The 19,931-nt window shown below is 73.5% G+C and carries 15 protein-coding genes; 7 read left to right on the top strand and 8 right to left on the bottom strand.

Annotated elements, in window-relative coordinates; translation table 11 throughout:
- The first annotated feature begins 29 nt into the window (after positions 1-29).
- A complete protein-coding gene (locus ACIBQZ_RS11855) occupies positions 30-2,108 on the top strand; it encodes a cellulose binding domain-containing protein (RefSeq protein ID WP_396088556.1) in 2,079 nt (692 codons plus the stop codon).
- Positions 2,109-2,111: 3 nt separating this feature from the next.
- On the opposite strand, the gene ACIBQZ_RS11850 is transcribed toward ACIBQZ_RS11855, so the two are convergent.
- From ACIBQZ_RS11850 to ACIBQZ_RS11840, 3 genes are all read right to left on the bottom strand, one after another.
- Complete coding sequence (locus ACIBQZ_RS11850; protein WP_396088555.1) at positions 2,112-3,974, bottom strand: diguanylate cyclase domain-containing protein; 1,863 nt, start codon at positions 3,972-3,974, stop codon at positions 2,112-2,114.
- A gap of 151 nt (positions 3,975-4,125) precedes the next feature.
- Complete coding sequence (locus ACIBQZ_RS11845; RefSeq protein WP_396088554.1) at positions 4,126-5,490, bottom strand: cellulase family glycosylhydrolase; 1,365 nt, start codon at positions 5,488-5,490, stop codon at positions 4,126-4,128.
- 175 nt (positions 5,491-5,665) lie between these two features.
- Positions 5,666-7,117, bottom strand: coding sequence for an MFS transporter (locus ACIBQZ_RS11840; RefSeq protein ID WP_396088553.1), 1,452 nt, complete (start codon positions 7,115-7,117; stop codon positions 5,666-5,668).
- A 126-nt stretch (positions 7,118-7,243) separates the two neighbouring features.
- On the opposite strand from ACIBQZ_RS11840, the gene ACIBQZ_RS11835 reads away from it, so the two are divergent.
- The 3 genes from ACIBQZ_RS11835 (at position 7,244) to ACIBQZ_RS11825 (ending at position 11,209) form a co-directional block, all read left to right on the top strand.
- Complete coding sequence (locus ACIBQZ_RS11835; protein WP_396088552.1) at positions 7,244-7,855, top strand: TetR family transcriptional regulator; 612 nt, start codon at positions 7,244-7,246, stop codon at positions 7,853-7,855.
- 708 nt (positions 7,856-8,563) lie between these two features.
- Positions 8,564-10,075, top strand: a complete 1,512-nt coding sequence (locus ACIBQZ_RS11830) for a M28 family metallopeptidase (RefSeq protein ID WP_396088551.1) — start codon at positions 8,564-8,566, stop codon at positions 10,073-10,075.
- Between the two features lie 174 nt (positions 10,076-10,249).
- Complete coding sequence (locus ACIBQZ_RS11825) at positions 10,250-11,209, top strand: cellulose binding domain-containing protein (protein WP_396088550.1); 960 nt, start codon at positions 10,250-10,252, stop codon at positions 11,207-11,209.
- Here ACIBQZ_RS11825 and ACIBQZ_RS11820 read toward each other — a convergent pair.
- Complete coding sequence (locus ACIBQZ_RS11820) at positions 11,197-11,580, bottom strand: MmcQ/YjbR family DNA-binding protein (protein ID WP_396088549.1); 384 nt, start codon at positions 11,578-11,580, stop codon at positions 11,197-11,199. The two genes, ACIBQZ_RS11825 and ACIBQZ_RS11820, sit on opposite strands and share 13 nt — an antisense overlap.
- A 595-nt stretch (positions 11,581-12,175) precedes the next feature.
- Here ACIBQZ_RS11820 and ACIBQZ_RS11815 point away from each other — a divergent pair.
- The gene (locus ACIBQZ_RS11815) at positions 12,176-12,589 is read left to right on the top strand and encodes an STAS domain-containing protein (protein WP_396088548.1); all 414 of its coding nucleotides are present in this window, start codon (positions 12,176-12,178) and stop codon (positions 12,587-12,589) included.
- On the opposite strand, the gene ACIBQZ_RS11810 is transcribed toward ACIBQZ_RS11815, so the two are convergent.
- The 3 genes from ACIBQZ_RS11810 to ACIBQZ_RS11800 form a co-directional block, all read right to left on the bottom strand.
- Positions 12,562-13,329: an endonuclease/exonuclease/phosphatase family protein gene (locus tag ACIBQZ_RS11810; protein WP_396088547.1), complete on the bottom strand. Its 768-nt coding sequence runs from the start codon at positions 13,327-13,329 to the stop codon at positions 12,562-12,564. The two genes, ACIBQZ_RS11815 and ACIBQZ_RS11810, sit on opposite strands and share 28 nt — an antisense overlap.
- A 335-nt stretch (positions 13,330-13,664) precedes the next feature.
- On the bottom strand, positions 13,665-13,796 hold the full coding sequence (locus ACIBQZ_RS11805) for a hypothetical protein (protein ID WP_396088546.1): 132 nt from the start codon (positions 13,794-13,796) through the stop codon (positions 13,665-13,667).
- On the bottom strand, positions 13,793-14,494 hold the full coding sequence (locus ACIBQZ_RS11800; RefSeq protein WP_396088545.1) for a lytic polysaccharide monooxygenase: 702 nt from the start codon (positions 14,492-14,494) through the stop codon (positions 13,793-13,795). The genes ACIBQZ_RS11805 and ACIBQZ_RS11800 overlap by 4 nt, the downstream gene beginning before the upstream one ends.
- 273 nt (positions 14,495-14,767) lie before the next feature.
- On the opposite strand from ACIBQZ_RS11800, the gene ACIBQZ_RS11795 reads away from it, so the two are divergent.
- Positions 14,768-17,992 (top strand): DUF4132 domain-containing protein, encoded by a 3,225-nt coding sequence (locus tag ACIBQZ_RS11795; protein WP_396088544.1) that lies wholly within the window; start codon positions 14,768-14,770, stop codon positions 17,990-17,992.
- 149 nt (positions 17,993-18,141) lie between these two features.
- Here the strand turns inward: ACIBQZ_RS11795 and ACIBQZ_RS11790 are convergent, their stop codons facing one another.
- On the bottom strand, positions 18,142-18,504 hold the full coding sequence (locus ACIBQZ_RS11790; RefSeq protein ID WP_396088543.1) for a DUF2203 domain-containing protein: 363 nt from the start codon (positions 18,502-18,504) through the stop codon (positions 18,142-18,144).
- A gap of 168 nt (positions 18,505-18,672) precedes the next feature.
- Here ACIBQZ_RS11790 and ACIBQZ_RS11785 point away from each other — a divergent pair, with 168 nt between their 5' ends.
- Positions 18,673-19,851, top strand: coding sequence for an MFS transporter (locus ACIBQZ_RS11785; protein WP_396088542.1), 1,179 nt, complete (start codon positions 18,673-18,675; stop codon positions 19,849-19,851).
- Positions 19,852-19,931 lie beyond the last annotated feature (80 nt).

Below are 19,931 nucleotides of genomic sequence, written 5' to 3'. Positions count from 1 at the left end.
CTCACCCGATCACCCCCGATTGGAGCGCCATGCCGTCCGCGACTTTCCACCGGGTCGCCCGGGGCACGCTGATCCTCGCCGCCTCCGCGCTGACCAGCGTCGCCTCGTCCGCCGCCGTCCCCGCCACGGCCGCCGCCCCCGCGGCGTCCGCGGCACCCGTCACCGTGACCGTCAACGCCCGGGCCGGCCTCGCGACGGTCCCGGAGACCGCCCTGGGCGTCAACGACGCCATCTGGGACACCAACCTGGGCACCGCCGAGACCTCCGACCTGCTCAAGACCGCCGGCGTGCGGATGCTGCGCTACCCCGGCGGCTCGTACGCCGACATCTACCACTGGCGCGACCACACCGCGCCCGGCGGCTACGTCGCGCCGAACACCGACTTCGACACGTTCATGGCCTCGGCCGAGCGGGTCGGCGCCGAGCCGATGATCATCGCCAACTACGGCACCGGCACGGCCGAGGAGGCCGCCGGCTGGGTCCGCCACGCCAAGGACAAGGGGTACCGGGCGAAGTACTGGACCATCGGCAACGAGAACTACGGCAACGGCCACTACGGCGCCGCCTGGGAGGCGGACAACCACGCGGACAAGAGCCCGGCCGCGTACGCGTCCGGGGTCGTCGCGTTCGCCGAGGCGATGCGCGCCGAGAACCCGGACATCAAGATCGGCGCGGTGCTCACGATGCCGGGCAACTGGCCCGACGGCCTGGTCGGCGCGGGCGACGCCGGAACCTGGAACCAGGAGGTGCTCACCCGGGCCGGCAAGAGCATCGACTTCGTCGACGTGCACTGGTATCCCGGTGGCACCGCCGCCGAGTCGCTCAGCCGGACCAGCCATATCGACGACGCCATGTACCTGCTGCGCCGGCAGATCGACAAGTACGCCGGCGCCGGCGCGGACCGCATCAAGATCAGCATGACCGAGACCAACGTCGACGCCGGCCGCACCACCCAGCCCGGCGCCCTGTTCCTCGCCGACGCCTACAGCGGCCTGCTGGAGAACGGCGTCTTCACGGTGCAGTGGTGGAACGTGCACAACGGCATCGGCACCGTCTCCACGGTCGCCGGTCAGCGCGACTACGGCGACTACGGGATGCTCTCGTCCGGCAACTGCACCGCCGACGGCTCGGCGTGCGAGCCGCCGCTGAACACGCCGTTCGCGCCGTACCACGCGCTGACGCTGATGAAGTCGTTCGTGCACCCCGGCGACCAGCTGATCCGCGCCGGCACCGACGACCCGCTGGTGACCGCGCACGCCGCCCGCCGGCCCGGGGGCGATCTGCAGGTGCTGCTGGTCAACCGGGACCCGGACAACGAGCGGGAGGCCACCGTGGACTACCGCGGCTACACGCCCGCCGCCGGTGCGCCGACAGTTGTCTCGCTCCGCAACGGCGCCGCGGCGCTGGAGACCACGACCTCCGGCGACGCCACCAGCCGGACGCTGCCGCCGTACTCGCTGACGCTGCTGACCCTGCACCCGGCGCAGGCCGGCGACGGCGCGCCCGGAGCACCCGGCCGGCCCGTCGCGAGCGAGGTCACCGACCGCACCGCGACGATCTCCTGGCCCGCGGCCGCGAAGGGCCGCCACCCGATCGCCAAGTACGAGGTGCACCGGACCACCGGCGCGACCAGCGAGCAGCTCGGCGAGACCTCGGGCACGTCGTTCACCGTCCGCAATCTCGCCCCGGGCACCCGCTACACCGTCACCGTGCTGGCCCGGGACACCGCGGGTGGCGTCTCGTGGTCGTCGCTGCCGCTGACCTTCACCACCACGAGCCCGGCGACCAGCAGCTGCACGGTGCGGCTGACCGACGCCAACGACTGGGGCAACGGCTTCGTCGGCGCCGTCGACATCACCAACAACGGCCCGCTCCCGCTCACCGGCTGGACCCTGACGTTCACCTGGCCGACCGGCTGGCAGACCGTGCAGAGCGGCTGGAGCGGCGGCTGGACGCAGACCGGCCGGGACGTCCGGGTGACCGCCGAGCCGAACGCCACGCTGGCCGCGGGCGGCACCACGACCACCGGCTTCGTCGCCGGCTACAGCGGGCCGAACGTGCTGCCGGAGGTGTTCGCGCTCAACGGCACGGTCTGCAGGACCGGCTGACGCTCAGCGGCGCCGGGTGCTCGCCTTCTCCCGGTACATCGCCGCGTCGGCCTCCCGGAGCAGCAGGTCGGGGTCGGCGGAGTCGTCGGTGGACAGTGCGACACCGATGCTCAGCCCCACCCCGACCTGCCGTCCGTCGATGTCGAAGGGCTCGGTGATCGCGGCCGTGATGGCCTCGCGCACCCGTTCGTGGCCGTCCGGCGGGGCGAAGCCGTCGAGCAGCACGACGAACTCGTCCCCGCCGAGGCGGGCCACGGTGTCGGACTGGCGCACCACCGCGGTCAGCCGGCGCGCGACCTCGACGAGCAGCAGGTCGCCCGCGGCGTGCCCGAGCGAGTCGTTGACCGCCTTGAACCCGTCCAGGTCGAGCAGCAGCACCGCGAACCGGTGCCCGGGGTTGCGGCCGGCGCGCAGGCCGGCCTGCTGCAGCCGGTCGGCGAGCAGCACCCGGTTGGGCAGGCCGGTGAGGTGGTCGTGCAGGGCGGCGCTGCGCAGCCGCTCCTCCTTCTCCCGCAGCGAGGCCACCATGGCCTCGCGGTCCAGGGCGGCGGCCAGCAGGGCGCCGGAATGGTTCATCATCTCGCGCCCGGGCGGGGTGGTGGCCTGGATCCGGCCGACCGCCGCCAGCGCGCCCCAGTCGCGGGCCGCGCTGCGCACCGGCACCACGAACACGATGTCCCCGGCCGGGCCGTCGGCCAGCGCGAACAGCCCGGCCGGCGGGAACTCGCTGATCACCGCCGAGGTGCCGAGCAGGGCCGGCGGGCCGGCGCCGACCCCGTACTCCCCCACCACCGCGACGCCGCAGTCGGCCACCCCGGGCGCGTCGCCGCCGGTCCAGAGGCCGAGACAGCCGCCCACCGCCGGCGTGCTGGCCATCCAGTCCAGCGCGCGAGGGTCACGCTCGTGCGCGCCGAGCAGCTCGATGCCGAGCTCGTACTGCACGTTCAGCGTCGTCTGCAGATAGCGGACCTCGGTGAAGAGCCCGCGGGTCTGTGGCTCGGAGACCGGCAGCCCGGCGCCGGGGCAGCCGCACGAGTCGCGCTGCACGAAGGACGTGGGCACCAGCCGCACCTGCGGCGGCAGCCCCGGGTCGGCGGCCAGCTCGCCGACCAGCTGGTGCACGGCGGCGCCGAGCAGGTCCAGCGGCTGGCGCACGGTGGACAGGCTGGGCCGCAGGTACCGCGCGTCGGCGATGTCGTCGAAGCCCACCACGGCCAGGTCCCGGGGCAGCCGGTAGCCGGCCTCGGTGAGCCGGCGGATCAGGCCGATGGCGTTGCGGTCGGTGCCCAGCACGATCGCGGTCGCCGGCAGCCCGGCCCGGATCAGCGCGCCGGCGACGGCCTCGCCCCCGGTCTCGTGGTTGTCCCCGGTCTCGAACAGCAGGTCGGCGCGCGGGGTCAGGCCGTGGGCGAGCAGCGCCTCGCGGTAGCCCTCGTGCCGCTCCCGCAGATCGAAGTGCGCCAGGTTGCCGGCGAAGGCGATCCGCTCGTGGCCGTGCCCGATGAGGTGCCGCACCGCCTCGCGGACGCCGGAGCGGTTGTCGGCCAGCACGGCCGAGCAGTCGCTGCCGGGCGCCTCGTGGCCCACCAGCACCACCGGTTTGCCGGCCCGGCGGGCGGCGCGGACGTACCCGGCGTCCACCGCGCCGGGCAGCACGACGAGGCCGGCCAGGTGCTGCCACGCCACCGGCCGGCGGAAGTCGGGCACGCCGCTGCGGTCGGCGCTGTAGGAACCGGGGTCCAGGGTCTGCACGGCCATGACCCGGTCACCGCCGGCCACCGCCGCGTCGTTGACCCCGGCGATGATCGCCCCGTAGTAGTCGCCGCCCACGAACGGCGACAGGATCCCGAAGGTGCGGCTCAGCACGGCAGCGGCACGCTCTGCGCTGGTCTCATGCCGCCATCGTCCCTCGATCACACCCGCCGGGAGGGGACATCCCCTGAATTTCCCAGCATCGCAGGTTTATCGAGGTCGATGGGTGGGAGCCCCGGCGATCATCCGCCGGGGCGTCACCCGCTCAGGTCGCCGCGCAGGTCAGCGCCGGCGCGCCGTTGGTGCCGGTCCATGCGCCCAGGAAGCCGAAGGTCGTGCTCGCCCCGGCGGCGAGGCTGCCGTTGTAGCCGACGTTGCGGGCGGTCACGGTGGATCCGCTGCCGGTCACGGTGGCGTTCCACACCTGGGTGATCGTCTGCCCGTTCGGGAAGGCCAGGGTCACGGTCCAGCCCTTGACCGCGGTGGCGCCGGCGGTCACCTTCACCTCACCCTGGAACCCGCCCGACCACTGCCCGCCCGCCGTGTACGCGGCCGCGCAGCCACCCGAGGGCGGGGGGCTGGTCGGCGGCGTGGACGTGGGCGGGGTGCTCGTGGGCGGGGTGCTGGCCGGTGGGGTGCTGGGCGGGGCGGTGCCGCCGAAGATCGCGGCCTCGCGGGCGGTCGCCTTGATCCCGTGCGGGCCGTTGAAGACCCGCTGGCCCCAGGTGGTCAGCTGGTTCGGGTCGAAACCGACCGTCATGTCCAGGATCGGGTCGTTGTTGCCGGCCCACGACCAGCCCAGGTAGCCGAGGCCGCGGGCGTCCGCCTCGGCCATCAGCGTCTGGTCGTCCACCTCGCCGGAGCTGAACTGCCAGCCGAACTCGCCGATCACCAGCGGCCAGCCCTTGGCCTGGAAGGTGTCCAGGTAGGAGGTGATGGACGCGGCGGTGTTGAACACCGCGTACATGTGGATGGAGAGCACGGTGTTGTGCAGGGTGTCGGCGTCGAGCACGGTCTGCGCGTTGTCGCGCATCACGTAGGTCCAGTCCTGGCCCCAGTTCGGCGCGTCGACCATCAGCAGGTGCTGGAAGCCGTTGCTGCGCATCTTCTGGATCGCCGCGGCCGTCGCGGCGGTCCACTGGCCCGGGTTGGTGTTGCCGATCGGCTCGTTGCCGATGTTGATGCTGATGTAGTCCTCCTGGCCGACCAGCACGCTCTTCAGGCCGATCCAGTAGTTGACCGCCTGATCCAGGGTGTAGGCGGCGCCGTCCTCGCCGTAGCCGGTGGTGTCGTGGTCCTCCAGGACGCAGATGAGCCGGTTCTGCTTGCACAGCGAGATCACGTTGGCCACGTCGCTCGCGCTGTTCGCGGTCCACCGGCCGCCGCTGAGCACGACCCGGACGGTGTTGGCGCCCTTGGCCTTGATGTCGGCGAAGGAGTCGGTCTCGCTGGTGAACCAGGTGTGCTCGTGGTTCACCCCGCGCATCACGAACGGCTGCCCGCCCGCCTCGACGATCGCCCGGCCGCTGACGTGCAGGCCCGTCGCCGCGTACGCGGGAGCAACGAAGAACAGGACGGAGGCGGCGGCAGCGACCGCCGCGGCGGCGAGAGTGGCGAGTCGTCTCTTCATGTCCTACCTCGGATCGCGGGCCTTGACACACGTCCGTAACAACGTACGACGCGGCACCGTGGTCCACAATGGGAGCGCTCCCAGATATTTAGATTCATCCATACGCACGGCCGCGGGGCGCGCCCGGTTCCCGCGCCGGCCCTCGGCCGCGGTGCCCCGGGCGCGGGCGGCGGTGTCAGCCGGGCAGGGCCGCCGTCGCGGAAGCCGCGCCCCGGCGCGCCGAGGGCAGCGCCAGCGCGGCGACCACGGCGAGCACGGCCACCCCGGCGCAGACCAGGAAGCCGTACGTGAACGCGTCGTCGGTGGGCAGTCCCCGCGCGGTGGTGTGCGAGGAGATGACGGCCGCCACGACGGCCGTGCCGATGCTGCTGCCGATGGTCCGCGCGATGGTGTTGACGCCGGTCGCCTCACCCGTCTGGGTGGCCGGCACGTTCTCGATGATGGCGTTGGACATCGCCGCGAACGCCAGGCCGATGCCGGCACCGGTGAGCACCCCGGAGAGCAGCACCTGCCAGATCGCGCCGTGCCCGAGCGCCGGCAGCGCGAACGCGACCACCACCGAGACGGCGCCCAGCAGCATCGGCACCTTGGGGCCGAAGCGGCGGTCCAGCAGCCCGGCCAGCGGCCCGAAGACGATCATCATGAGGACCGTGGGCAGCAGGAACAGGCCCGCCTGGGACACGCTCCTGCCGAAGCCGTACCCGGTGGCCGCGGGCAGCTGGAGCAGCGTCGGCACCAGCAGGAAGGTGCCGAACATCGCGAAGCCGAGGATGAGCGCGACCAGGTCGGTGGCCCACACGCCGCGGACCTTCATCAGCCGCATGTCGATCAGCGGCTCCCGGACCCGCAGCTCGACCAGGACGAACGCGACCAGCGCGACGGCGCCGAGCGCGAGCAGGCCGACCGTCCTGCCGTCGGCCCAGCCCCAGGCCTGGCCCTTGCTGATCGCCAGCAGCAGCGACACCAGCGAGACCGACAGGATGCCCGCGCCGAGCACGTCCAGCCGGCCCGGCGTGCGCACCGGCGACTCCTTCATCCCGAAGATCGTCCCGAGCAGCGCGACGACGACCAGCACCAGCGGCAGCCAGAACAGCCAGTGCCAGGACAGGTGCTCGACGATCGGGCCCGCGGCCACGATGCCGACGCCGGCGCCGACACCGAAGATCGCCGACAGCAGGCCGACCGTGACGCCGACCTTCTCCCGGGGCAGCTCGTCGCGCACGATGCCGATCGACAGCGGCAGGATCGCCCCGGCCGCGCCCTGCAGCGCCCGGGCGACGATCAGCACGACCAGGTTCGGCGCCAGCGCGGCCAGCAGGGTGCCCGCCGCCAGGATCGCCAGCACGCCGATGAGCACCCGGCGCTTGCCGACCATGTCGCCGAGCCGGCCCAGGATCGGCGTCAGGACCGACGCCGACAACAGGTACGCGGTGATCACCCAGCTGGCGTCCGCGGTGGCGGCGCCGAGCTCCCGCCCGATCGTCGACAGCGCCGGCGCCACCAGCGACTGGAGCACCGCGAACGCCAGGCCGCCCAGCGACAGGTACACGACCAGCATGCCGCCGGCGGAACGGCCGACGGCCGGTGCGGAGTCCGCGGGGCGGGACTCCTTGATGGTTTGCGTCATGAGATCCCCGAGCTAGATGTAAACGCTTGCTGACTTGCTCCAGTATCGGCGCCGCCCCGGCAAAGTCAACGATTGTTTACGTCACACTCCCGGTTCGCTACGCTGGTCGCGTACCGGAAGGAAGCCATGACGATCAGTGCACCCCCACCCCCGGAGTCCGCCCCGCCCGCTCCCCGGCGCCGGAACGCGGCCGGCACCCAGCTGCTGCTGCTCGACGCCGCCCGGCGCCGCTTCGCCCGCGACGGGTACGCGGCCACCACCGTGCGGGACATCGCCGACGAGGCGGGGGTGAACGTCGCGCTGATCAACCGCTACTTCACGTCCAAGGAGGGCCTGTTCAAGGCCTGCCTGACCGGGGCGGTCGACGAGCTCGGCCGGGCGGTCTCGGCGGACGTGACCCTGGACCGGGTGCCGCACGCCATCGCCCGCCAGCTGGCCGGTCCGCACGCCGGCAAGCACCCCAGCCAGCTCCTGCTGCTGCTCCGCTCGTCCGGCGACGAGCGCGCCGACCAGATCCGGCTGGGCATCCTGCGCTCGTTCGCCGAGCGGCTGGCGGCCACGGCGGGCCGGGCAGGCGACGACCGCCTGCTGCTGCGCGCCCAGATCGCACTGTCGGCCGCGCTGGGCATCGCGCTGCTGCGCTCCACGGCGGCGATGGAGCCGCTGGCCTCGGCGGGCGAGCAGGACCTCGTCGGGCCGCTGGAAGACCTGATCAACGGCCTGCTGGGCCCGGGCTGAGAGCGCCCCCGCACACGACGAGGGCCCCGGCGCGGGGTGCGCCGGGGCCCGGGGATTCTGGATCAGTAACACCATCCACCGACAGAACGTCGGCTTTGCCGTGAAAACGGTGCGGGACCCTCCCTTTCCTCTGACTTCCTGTGCTCGTGCGTCGTGCTCTCGCCCGCCGGCGCCGGAACCCCATGCGACGTCATGGCCCCGGCACGTGCGGCGGTGCGCCGTGCGGTGGTGCCGAGCGGAGCCCCGAACGTGCCTCGGCCCTGCTCCTTCGCCCCCATAACGGGCGGTGCGGTGTTGCCGAACCAAACACTAGCCGCCGCTTGCCAGAAAGTCTAGTTCCTGAGGCGTAGATTTTGTGGGCACGCGCGCCCAGGCTTGCCTCGCTTCCCTGACCGGACTCTCTCGATATCTGCGAATGTCGATGTGCGGGAAGGGCGTCATGCGCCCCGATTCCATCGGGATGACGGTAAGCACATTTCTGGCGTGTCCGACTCACCCCACGCATTCGGCCATTTGCCGGCGGGCCCGGGTCCGACTCCGGGGGAATCATCCATCGCCCCCGGCGGAAGCGTTTTTACGGATCTCCCCGGCTCCACTCAAGACAGTTACTCTACCAGGGCACACATGGAGTATCGCCCTCGTCGCTGCGGGTCATGCCGAGTCCTCATCGCCGCGGCGAGGAAACGCGCCATTGACCTGGGAGGGTATATGCGTAGATCGGCCATTCCGGCGGCAGCACTGCTGCTGGTGACGCTCGCCGCGACACCGGCGGCAGCCGTCGACACCGTGAACAGCAAGAAACTCCGCGACGCCGTGACGGTCGGCGGCATTCTCAGCCACCAGCGCGCCCTGCAGCGCATCGCCAACACCAACGGCGGCACCCGCGCCTCCGGCACCCCCGGCTTCGCAGCCTCCGCGGCGTACGTGAAGAACACCCTGCGGGCGTCCGGGTACCGGGTCCGGGAGCAGCAGTTCACCTTCCCGTTCTTCCAGGAGCTGGCCCCGGCCACCCTGGCGCAGCTGACGCCGACGCCGACCACCTACGAGACCGGGACGTTCAACTTCTCCGGCAGCGGTGACGTCACCGGCGCGGTCGTGCCGACCAACGACGTGCTGATCCCGCCGCCGCCCACCCCCGGATCAACCTCCGGCTGCGAGGCCTCGGACTTCCCGCCGGCGCCCGCCGGGCCGGCGATCGCGCTCGTCCAGCGCGGCACCTGCACGTTCCAGATCAAGGTCACCAACGCCGTGGCCGCGGGCTACGACGCCGTCATCATCTTCAACGAGGGCCAGCCCGGCCGGACCGACCTGTTCACCGGCGACCTCGGCGCGGTCTTCACCGTGCCGGTCGTCGGCCTGAACTTCGCCGACGCCTCGGCCCTGTACGCGGCCGCCCAGGCCGGCCCGGTCACCGCCCGGGTGACCACCTCGACGGTCACCGAGAACCGGCAGACCAGCAACGTGCTGGCCGACACTCCGGGCGGCGACCCGGAGAAGGTCGTGGTGGTGGGCGCGCACCTCGACTCGGTCCTCGAAGGCCCCGGCATCAACGACAACGGCAGCGGCACGGCCACCCTCCTGGAGATCGCCGAGCAGCTGAAGGCGCTGAAGGTCAAGCCGCGCCAGCAGGTCCGCTTCGCGTTCTGGGGCGCCGAGGAGGCCGGCCTGCTGGGCTCCGAGCACTACGTCGCCACCCTCACCGACGCCCAGCTCGGCCGGATCTACGCCAACCTCAACTTCGACATGCTCGGCTCCCCGAACCACGTCCGCTTCGTCTATGACGGCGACGGCTCGGCCGCCGGCGCCTCCGGCCCGCCCGGATCCGCGGCGATCGAGGGCATCTTCACCTCCTACTTCGCCGGGCAGAACCTGGCGTCGGAGCCGACCGCGTTCGACGGCCGGTCCGACTACGGCCCGTTCATCGCCGTCGGCATCCCGGCCGGTGGCCTGTTCAGCGGCGCCGAGGGGATCAAGACCCCCGAGCAGGCCCAGGTGTACGGCGGCACGGCCGGCGAGCCGTACGACGCGTGCTACCACCAGGCCTGCGACACGATCAACAACCTCAGCACCAACGCCCTGTTCGAACTGGGCGACGCGGCGGCACACGCCGTGTACACGCTGGCGGTCACCAGGACCGGCATCTTCCCGGACGGCAGCCTGCGCTCGGCCCAGCAGTCCGGCCCGACGTTCCTCTACAAGGGATCGCACCTGATCCGCTGATCCCCGACCGGCCGGGCCGGGGTGGCGCACGGCGCGCCACCCCGGCCCGGGACAAACCATTTCCGGTACGCCGCCAGCGGTGTCCCCTATACCGGTTCAGTGAACGCTTTCCCGTTCCGGTGAGGAGCCGCCGACACTATCGATCATGGCGCCTTTACATATAGCTTCGTCGATATGTGGAACCCGGCTCGTCTCGCGGCGGTGCTCGTGCTGAGCGCCGCCGCCGTCCTCTCCCCCGCGGCCGCCCGCGCCGCCGCCCCGGCCACCGCCACGGCTGTCGCCGTCTTCACCCGGCTGGCCCAGTGGCCGGCCGGCTACGTCGGCAGCATCACCGTCCGCAACGACGGCCCGGCGGTGCTCGACGGCTGGCGGGTGGAGTTCGACCTCGCCGCCGGCACCCGGGTGACCAGCTCCTACAGCGGCGTGTTCAGCCACACCGGGGACCACTGGACCGTCACGAACGAGACCTGGAACGCGCGGCTCGCGCCGGGATCGTCGGCGACCTTCGGCTGGGTGGCCGAGGGCCAGGGCACCCCGGCGCACTGCACCCTCAACGGCGCCGACTGCGCGGGCGTCCCGGCCGACCACACCGCGCCGACCCGCCCCGGGCCGCTGGTCCTGGACATCAGCTCCGGCCTCACGCTCACCTGGGCGCCGTCGACCGACGACCACGGCCCGGTCGCCTACGAGGTGTACGAGAGCGGCCAGCTGCGCGCCACGGTCACCGACACCCGGTACGTGTACTCCACCGGCGGGACCCTGCCGCCCCGGATCTACATCTTCGCGGTGCGCGCGGTGGACCCGGCGGGCAACTCGTCGCCGTTGTCGTACCGGACGCTGGGGCAGATCTGGCGCGGGGACGAGGTGCCCGACGCGCCGAGCGACCTGCGGGTGGAGACGCCGGCGGCCGGGCTGCTGCGGTTGTCGTGGACTGCCCCGGTCGTGCCGTCGCCGTTCGCCACACCCCCGGTCGCGGGCTACGAGGTGCTCGTCGACGGGGTGCCGGCCGGCCAGGTCGGCGGCACGTCGATCATCCTGGCGGCGCCCCCGGCCGGCCCGCACACCCTCGGCGTGCGCACCATCAACGCCGTCGACAACACCTCGGCGGTGACCGAGCTGAGCTATCCGGGCTGAGGTGAGCCCTCGTCCAGGGCCGCGACGAGGTCGGCCGGGGCGCGCATGCGCCACGCGTCGGTCACGAGCTCGGTGAGGCGGTCCACGCCGACCTCGGGCAGGCGCAGCATGACCAGCGGCAGGCCGTCGTACCCCGGCACGGTAAAGAAGAGGTCGGGCTCGCCGAGCAGCAGCGCCTGCTTCTCGGCCTCGTCGCCGACGAACAGCACCGCGACGTCGGTGCGGATCACCCGCGGCCGGCCCGGGGTGCGCTCCGGATAGGACCAGACAAATCCCTTGCCGGCCACCCGGAAGTCGAAGCCGTCGCTGGCGATCTCCACCGTGTGCGGCAGCGCCAGCGCCAGCCGGCGGACGTCCTCGGCATCAGCCATGCGCCGAGGCTACAAGGACCGGCCCCCGGCCGGCAGGAGGGCCCGTGCCAGCGCCGGGCCGACCCGGGCCGAGCCGGACCGAGCCGGGCCGGGCCGAAGCCGGAGCCGGACCGGTGCCGAGCCGGGCCGAGCCGGACCGGACCGAACCGGGCCGAGCCGGACCGGTGCCGAGCCGAGCCGGATCGAGCCGGACCGAGCCGAGCCGAGCCGAAGCCGGCGCTGGCGCTGGACCGGTGCCGGGGCGCCAGTGCCGCCGGGTCATCGCACCGCACCCGAACGGGCGACCACGGGAGAGCCGTCCGGGCGGTGGTCGCCGGTGCCGCCCGTCGCGGCGCGCCGGCGCCGCTCCCACCCGGCGGCAACCTCCTGACCAGCGGCGGGACGCCGCGTCGGCGGATCGGAGCGAGGGCGGACGGCGGCCCGACCGCCCGCATCAACCAATAGTGGTCACTCGCTGCCGGTGAGTTTCGACGGTCGGCAGGCGTAAGGTCAGGGTGTCGCCCGGGACCCCGGTGGCCCGCAGGCGGCTGTTGCGGGCATCCCTGTCGTGACCGGACGCTGCCGCCGTCCAGAACCGGCACCGCAAGGAGCTGACATGGAATCCCGACGCCCCGATCCGGACCGTCGCGCCACTCAACGAGCGCTCCGCCAGCCACCCCGCTTCCGCATCACCAGCAACCGCAGCCGCGACGGCATCCGGCTCTGCGTCCATGGCGAGATCGACATGGGCACGGCCGGGCAGCTCAACCGGGCGATCGCCGCCGCCCTGAGCACCGGGCCCGGCAGCGTGCTCGTCGACCTCAGCGCGACCACCTTCTGCGACTGCACCGGCGTCGCCGTCCTGCTGACCGGCCGCCACGCCGCCCTCGCCGGGCACGTGGACTACCAGGTGGTCAACCCGACCGGTATCTCGCTGAAGGTCATGCGGCTGTGCGGGCTGGAGACGCTGCTGACCACCCGCACCATGGGATCGGTCCGGCCTCAGCCGAGCGCCGCAGCCACGCCGTAGTGGTCGGACAGATAACCGGTCCGGCCACCGGGCAGCGGCACCGCGTCCGGGAAGACCGGCCACGCCCGGGCCGGCAGCGGCCGTCCCGGAGCCGGGCGGACGAGCACGTGGTCGAAGGCCGGGGGGTCCGGCCACCGGGCCGTCGGCCGGAACGTCGGCTCGGGGTCGCCGGCCAGCACGTCGGTGAGCCCGGTCGTGGCGAGGAACCCGGCGAGGGCCACCGAGTCGCGCGGCACGTTGAGGTCGCCCACCACCACGGCCGGCAGCGCGGGATCGGCGGCGGCGAGCGCGGCCGCCAGGTGGCCCAGCTCGGCGCGGGCGATCGGGGTGTACCGGTTCCGCGGTGACCAGTCGTTGTCGTGGTTGGCCGTCAGGTGGGTGTTGGCGACCACGAGCGGGCCGTCCGGGGTCTCCACGACCGCGAGCTGCGCGCCCTTGCGCATGAGGTACTCGGCACGGACGGGACCGAGGCGCGGGTACCGGGTGAAGCGGGCGCCACGGACCGGCCACCGGGACAGCAGCACGAGCCCGCCCCGCAGCAGCACCGCGCCGGACCAGGCATGATGGCCGTACCGGCCGGCGGCGCGGCGCAGCAGATCGGCGTGCCGGCGGAACGCCACCTCCTGCAGGCAGACGATGTCGTACTCGGACTGCCGCAGCAGGGCGCCCAGCGCGTGCAGGCGGCGCCGGACGTCGCCCCGCATCAGGGTGTTGAAGGTCAGCAGGCGCACCTCGGTCATCCCGTCATCCAAGCCCTCCCGGCCGGCCGCTGGGCAGGCCGGGTGATCTATTCCTCCCGAGGTCCGCGGGACCGGGCCACCACCAACGCGTCCCGCAACAATCTGATCATCAACCGGGCCATCGCCACCCCCACGCCGGCGACCTCGCCGTTCGTCACCATGCGCGACGCGGGCCTCTTTCGGCACGCTGGCGGAGAGGGACCGCTACGTGCGTACCGGTCTGAAGGAGGGGCAGGCGCTCGGCGCCACGCCCGAGCCGAGACCCCGTCCGCGGCCTGACGCGCAAGCCCGGGAGGCGACGCCTCCCGGGCTTGTCGCTGCCCGGAGCCGGCGGGTCAGCGCCGGTCGGGACCGAGCCGGCGCAGCACGCCGGCGACCCGGTCCCGCTCCCCGCGGGACCGGCCGAGGTCCAGCGCCGCGGGCCGGCCGCAGCGCCGGTACCGCGGGATCGCCTGACCCGGGATCATCCGAAGGTGACGTCGGCGCACCAGTAGTAGACCTGGTCGGCGTGGCCGGCCTCCCAGACCGTGTAGACGACGTGCCGGCCGGTCAGCCCCGGCGCGCTCACCGGGATCTTCACCGACACCCCGCCCAGCACCGGGTCGGTGGTGGTCTCGCCGGCCCCGGGCGCGATCGGCCCGGTGTCCTTGAGCAGCGTCAGGTCGCTCCAGGCCAGGCGCTGGGTCAGCGGGTTCCAGCCCTGCCGGCTCACGTACACCCGGTAGTACTTGGCGCCGTGCCGGGCCTGGTCATGAGCCACCACGGTGAACGCGGCGGGGTTGGGAATCCGGGTCGCGACCCAGTTGCCCGGGGTGTCCAGCGCCGAGTAGCGGGTGCCGCCGGTGTTGCCGGCGCTGCACAGCGTCCCGTTCGGGACGGCCGCCTGGTGGTTGCCCTGGACGTTCTCCCGGTAGAGACCGTTCCAGTTCCACATCGCGGTGGTGTCGGCCTGCCAGGCCTGCCAGCACATCGGGTCGACGGTGGCCATCGTGGGGTTCTGGAAGTCGCTGCCCCACCGCTTCCAGCAGCCGTAGTTGCGGGACGCCGGGTCGATCGTCGAACCGTGGGCGGACGCGGCGCCGGTGAGCGCGGTCGTGAGCAGCAGCACGGCGGTCACCGCGACGGTGAGCACGCGCGCCGGGGTCTTGCGGATCGGGGATGACATGGTGCCTCCAGCACTCGATTTCCGGATCGAGATGCCCGGGCGCAGCCCGCGGGGAACGGGGCGGCGCCGAGGGACCGGGCGCCGCACGAAAGACGCGCGCAAGCATGAACGGACGGTTGTCCGGGATTTCGCCCTCTCCCGGACCGGCCACTGGCTCCGCTGGTGGTCCCGCACCGACCCTGGCAGATTTCATTGATGTCTGTCAATGGCCTGGAGTTCCTGTCGTACCGGTGGTCTAGCTTTCAGGCTCCACTGTCGAGCGAAGGAGCTTGCGTGCGCGCGTTCGTGCTGCCGGATGAGGACACCTGGGCTGTGCCCGAGCACTGGCGCGGGGAGGTGCACCCGCGCCGGGGCGGCTGTCCCGGCCCCGCACCGGTCGTGCCGCCCGGTGCCGCCGACCGGCTGCGCACCTGGCTGAGCTCGGATCAGGCCGCGAAGAACCTGCGCCGGGCGACCGCCGAGCGCAGCGTGATCTTCGATCCGGCGCTGCGGGCGGCGGGCGACCGCTACCTGGCCGCGTGGCGGGAGTCCGGCGATCCCGCGGGCGGCGCGAGCGAGCTCGGGGCCGCGGTGGGCACCCTCCTCACCCGCCAGCACCTGCACGACGCGGCGGCGGCCTCCGTCGAGGCGTGGCTGTCCCGGTTCGGCCTCGAGTTCGCGGTGCGGGTCGTCGGCGAGCTGATCGGCGTCGTCGCGGCCGGCTCGCTCTGGTCGGTCGACCCGGCCGCCACCGGCGAGACCTACGAGAGCCTCTGGCGGGGCGACGACCTCAAGACCCTCTGGCGCGTGTCCCGGGCCCTGCGGGCGCACCTGGCGGTGGCCACCGACGCCGACTACGCCCGCGCCGGCGAGTTGCTCGGCGGCTACCGCACCTCGCCGGTCGGCCGGATGATCACGTCGTACCTGGCGCCGACGCGGGTGGCCTGGGTCGACGAGGACTGCGCCGCGGCCGCGGCCTGGTGCGCCGCCGGCCCGGACGACGTCGGTCGGGAGCTCCGGCGGAGCCTGAGCGGCATCCTGCTGCTGGCGGCGAGCTCGGTCCGCCACCTCGAGCTGCTTCGCGGCGTCATCCGGGCTACCCTGCTGGGCTACCGCACGCCGGCGAACGTGGCCACTGTGCTCGACGGGGTCGGGCCGGCCGCCGTGCCGGTCCTGATCGAGCCGTTCTATCGCGAGCTGTTGTGGCTGGACGACACGGAGGCCACCTTCACTTACTCCAGGCGGGTGGGGCCGGAGGGTCTGCGGCTGCTCGCGGCGACGCCGACCGACGAGGCCTTCCGGCTGCTCTGCCGGGACACCGTCGGCGCGCCCCGGATCCGCCTGGCCGCTCTGCTGAAATCCGGGATCCTCACCCGCTATCCGGTACGCGCGCTGCGCATCCTCGCCGAGCTGGCAGCGGCGGAACCAGCGTCGTTCAAGGCCGAGTACGGCCAGGCCCTCCTGACCAACCCGCACGAGCTCGCGGTGTACCGGGACCTGCTGGGCACCCAGGTGCTGGCCGATCCGCGCCTGGTCCCGGCCGCGGCCGCGGTGCTGCCGGCCCCGGTGCTGGCCCGCGCGCGGGAGATCGTGGCCGGCGGCGGCGCGGGGATCGGCGCGGGCCTGGCCGGCCTGCTGGACGAGCACTTCAGCGCGCCGTACCGCCGGGTGCTGGAGAGCGCCGAGGACGAGAAACGGGCGATCGCGGCGCTGGCCGCGGTGCCCACCGACGAGGCGTTCGGCCACCTGGTCGACCGCGTCGAGCGCAAGTACGTCCGGCCCGCCGTGCTGACCGCCGCCAAGCGTGACCCGCGGCGTGCCCTGCGGGTCCTGATCGCCAGGACGGCCGAGGCGGAGGGCACGGAGGTCCTGACGGAGCTGCTGCGCAATCACGTGCTGGCTTACCCGGAGGCGGTCGCCGCGGTGCTGCCGGCCCTGGACGCGCCGGAGCGGGCCCGGGTGCAGGCCATCCTCGGCAGCGTGGCAGCGCCGGCGGCAGCCGTCGCACCTGAGGTGACGCCGCCGGTGCTCGCCGGGCCGCCGCGCAGCCCGAGCGGCCGGCCGATGCGGGTGCCCGACCTGCCGGAGTGGCTGGTCCTGCCGACCCTGCCGGTGATCGGCGCGCGAGCGGGCGGCCCGGCACTGCCCCCGGAGGCGGTGCGGCAGTTGTGCGCGCTGCTGGCGGTCTCGAAGATCGGAGCACCCCACCCGGGCCTCGCCGAGGTGCGGGCCCACTGCGAGCCGCCCGGCCTGGCGGTGTTCGCCTGGGCGGTCTTCGAGCAGTGGCAGGCCGCGCAGTACCCGCCGGCGAGCAACCTCGCGATGGTGGCGCTGGCCCTGCTGGGTGACGACACCACCGTGCCTGCGCTGACCGCGCTCTTCCCGTCCTGGGCCAAGGGCAGCAGCGGGCGGGTGCGCACCGGGATGGACGTGCTGGCCGCGATCGGCTCCGACGTCGCCCTGACGCACCTGCACCGGTTGTCGCGCAAGGCCGGGAGCAAGGGCTTCCGCGCCCAGGCCCAGGAGCGCCTTGATCGGGTGGGCGCGGCCCGCGGGCTGAGCCCCGACCAGCTGGCCGATCAGATCGTGCCGGACCTCGGCCTGGACGCCGACGGCCGCACTACCGTCGACTATGGGCCCCGGCGGTTCACCGTCGGCTTCGACGAGCAGTTCGCCCCGGTCATCACCGACGGGCACGGCACCCGGCTGGCCCGGCTGCCCCGGCCGGCCGCCGCGGACGACCAGGCGCTGGCCCCGGCCGCCCACCGGCGTTTCACGGAGCTGAAGAAGGACGTACAGGCCGTCGCCGGGGAACGGATCCGGGCGCTGGAGGAGGCGATGGTCGAGGGCCGCCGCTGGAGCGGAGACGAATTCCAGCGCCTGCTCGTCCGGCATCCGCTGGTGGGGCAGCTGGTCCGGCGGCTGCTGTGGGCGACCTTCGACGACCGCGGCGAGGTCGCGACCCTGTTCCGGGTGGCCGAGGACCGCACGTTCGCCGACCTCGACGACAAGACTCTGACCCTCGACGGCACCGCGACGGTCGGGGTCGCGCACCCGTGGCACTTCGCGGCCGACCGCAGCACCTGGGCGACGGTCTTCGCCGACTACGAGATCATCCAGCCGTTCCGGCAGCTGAGCCGCGAACTGCTCACCCCGACCGGCACCGACCCGGCGCCCCTGGTGGGCGCGGCGGCCGACAGCAAACGGCTGTTCGCCCTGACGGCCCGCGGCTGGCGCTTCAACCAGAGCCACGACGCGATCCTGCGCGCCTGGCCCGGCGACCGCACGGTGGAGGTCGAGTTCACGCCCGGCTACCACTGGCAGGACCCGGACCAACACGCCAAACACCTGACCCGCATCCAGGTATGGACGACCAGCCTGTCCCCGGACGGCTCAGCCGGATCCACCGGCTCGGCTGGTTCCACCGGTCCCCGCCCGGCGGGCCCGGCCACCTTCGCCGACCTCCACCCGATCGCCGCCTCGGAAACCCTCCGCGACCTGCACTTCCTCATGGGCTGAGGCCGCCGGGCCGCCGCCGGGCCGCCGGCCACGACCAACGCATCGGTGCGGCGGGCCGGCGCCGCCCCGGTCGCCGGTTCGGTGGTCGACGTCGTACCCCTGCTCCTTGATGGCCGGCGCCGGCGGCCGCGGTCACCGCGGCGGGTCGCTCAGGGCAACCGGCGGCGGCCGGCGAAGCCAAGGTCCGCGCGGTGGTACCAGGTCAGCTCCGCCTCGCCCTCGAGCCAGCACAGCAGCACCGGCACCCCGTCGAGGTCGGCGGGCCAGTCCACCAGCAGCGGCGCGATGCCCTTGAGCTCGGCGCCGGTCTCCTGCACCTCGGTCATCATCTCGTTCAGCCGGGCCTCCGCGGCCTTCCACTCCGGCAGCCCGCCCAGCGTGGTCGGCTCGCCGCCGTCGGACAGCGCGGCGGACAGCTCGACCACGTCCGCCCGCACCACGACGAACTCGTCGAGCAGCGACCGCAGCCCGGTCAGCTCCCGGCGTGCCCGCTCGATCGTGAACAACCCCATGCCGGCAAGTCTGCCACCAGCGGGCCTTTCCGCTCGCATCCCCGTCGCCCTGTGTGAGGGTGGGGGCGTGGTGGACCGTTCCCCCTATCGACGAGCGGGCTCCGGCGTGCCAAAGTGAGCGCCCATGGAGATCGTGAGAGATTCACACGTTTCCCGATCCGGCCGGCGATGACCGCTACGGAACCGACCGGCGGCGCCCGGGCCCGGTGGATCGGCGCGGGCTACGCGGCCCAGGGCCTCGGCTACGCCGCGGTGGTCACCGCGCTGCCGATGTTCAAGGAGCGCCAGGGCCTCGACGACGCCCTGGTCTCGGTGATCCTGCTGCTCGTGGTGGTGGCCGCGGCCGGCGGCTCGCTGCTCGCGGATCTGGCCGCCGCCCGCTGGGGCTCCCGCTTCGCGCTCGCCGGCGGCCTCGCCGCGGTCGGCCTCGGCCTCGGCCTGACCACGTTCCACACCCCGACGGCCGTGTTCGTCGCGGTCCTCATCGGGTACGGCGTGGGCCTCGGCACCGTCGACGCGTCGCTCAGCATGCAGGGTGTGCTGGTCCAGGCCCGGCTGGGCCGCAGCGTGATGAACCGGCTCTTCGCGGCCTACACCGCCGCCGCCATCGCCGCCGCGCTGCTGATGTCCGCGTTCGTCGCGGGCGGCGCCGGGGCCAGCGTGGCGGTCGGAGCCGCCGGGGCGTTCGCCCTGGTCATCGCGGCGGCCGGCTGGCGCGGGTACGAGCCGGCCCGCACCGTGATGCCGGACCTGACCGGCCACCACCACCCCCGGGTCGGCACCCGCCGGGTGGTGCTGGTCTGCGGCACGCTGATCTTCACCGCGTTCCTCGCCGACTCGGCGGTCAGCACCTGGAGCACGGTCTATCTGCACGACTCCCTGTCCGCCGCCGACTCGGTCGCGCCGCTGGGCTACGCCGCGTACCAGTTCGCGGTGCTCGTCTCCCGGCTGACCGGCGACCACGTGGTGCCCCGGGTCGGCCGGCCGGCGGCCGCGACCGCGTCCCTGCTGGTCTGCGCGGTGGGCTGCGGGCTGGCCGCCGCGGTGCCGTCGATCGCGGCGGCCGTGGTGGGCTTCGCCCTCACCGGCCTCGGCGTGGGTGTGCTGGTGCCGCTCGCGTTCAGCGCCGCCGGGCACGCCGCGCCCGGCAACAGCGACGAGGTGATCGCCCGGGTCAACCTGTTCAACTACGGCGGCGCGCTGCTGGGCGCGGTGCTGCTCGGGTTGCTCTCCGAGCCGGTCGGGCTGCGGCTGGCGTTCCTGCTCCCGGTGGTGGGGCTGCTGCTCACCCTGCCGGTGGTGCGGCAGCTGCGGCGGCTCACCGCCCCGGCGCCGGCGCCCGTCTGAGCAGGTCCCACCCGGACGCGCTGTTCAGCCGGGCGCTCGGGCCACGGTCTCAGCCGGGCGCTCGCGGCCACCGCCTCCTC

This window comes from Actinoplanes sp. NPDC049599 (genome assembly GCF_044465625.1).
In the GTDB taxonomy this organism is placed as follows: domain Bacteria; phylum Actinomycetota; class Actinomycetes; order Mycobacteriales; family Micromonosporaceae; genus Actinoplanes.
Note: the sequence above shows the minus strand (reverse complement) of the source record. Positions and strands in the feature narration are given on the sequence as shown.

Bases quoted from the DNA above. Each gene is read 5' to 3' on its own strand.
- ACIBQZ_RS11800 (WP_396088545.1), bottom strand. From the start codon at position 14,494: ATGTCATCCCCGATCCGCAAGACCCCGGCGCGCGTGCTCACCGTCGCG.
- ACIBQZ_RS11785 (WP_396088542.1), top strand. From the start codon at position 18,673: ATGACCGCTACGGAACCGACCGGCGGCGCCCGGGCCCGGTGGATCGGC.
- ACIBQZ_RS11855 (WP_396088556.1), top strand. From the start codon at position 30: ATGCCGTCCGCGACTTTCCACCGGGTCGCCCGGGGCACGCTGATCCTC.
- ACIBQZ_RS11845 (WP_396088554.1), bottom strand. From the start codon at position 5,490: ATGAAGAGACGACTCGCCACTCTCGCCGCCGCGGCGGTCGCTGCCGCC.
- ACIBQZ_RS11835 (WP_396088552.1), top strand. From the start codon at position 7,244: ATGACGATCAGTGCACCCCCACCCCCGGAGTCCGCCCCGCCCGCTCCC.
- ACIBQZ_RS11825 (WP_396088550.1), top strand. From the start codon at position 10,250: ATGTGGAACCCGGCTCGTCTCGCGGCGGTGCTCGTGCTGAGCGCCGCC.
- ACIBQZ_RS11820 (WP_396088549.1), bottom strand. From the start codon at position 11,580: ATGGCTGATGCCGAGGACGTCCGCCGGCTGGCGCTGGCGCTGCCGCAC.
- ACIBQZ_RS11790 (WP_396088543.1), bottom strand. From the start codon at position 18,504: ATGGGGTTGTTCACGATCGAGCGGGCACGCCGGGAGCTGACCGGGCTG.
- ACIBQZ_RS11840 (WP_396088553.1), bottom strand. From the start codon at position 7,117: ATGACGCAAACCATCAAGGAGTCCCGCCCCGCGGACTCCGCACCGGCC.
- ACIBQZ_RS11815 (WP_396088548.1), top strand. From the start codon at position 12,176: ATGGAATCCCGACGCCCCGATCCGGACCGTCGCGCCACTCAACGAGCG.
- ACIBQZ_RS11810 (WP_396088547.1), bottom strand. From the start codon at position 13,329: ATGACCGAGGTGCGCCTGCTGACCTTCAACACCCTGATGCGGGGCGAC.
- ACIBQZ_RS11830 (WP_396088551.1), top strand. From the start codon at position 8,564: ATGCGTAGATCGGCCATTCCGGCGGCAGCACTGCTGCTGGTGACGCTC.
- ACIBQZ_RS11805 (WP_396088546.1), bottom strand. From the start codon at position 13,796: ATGATCCCGGGTCAGGCGATCCCGCGGTACCGGCGCTGCGGCCGGCCC.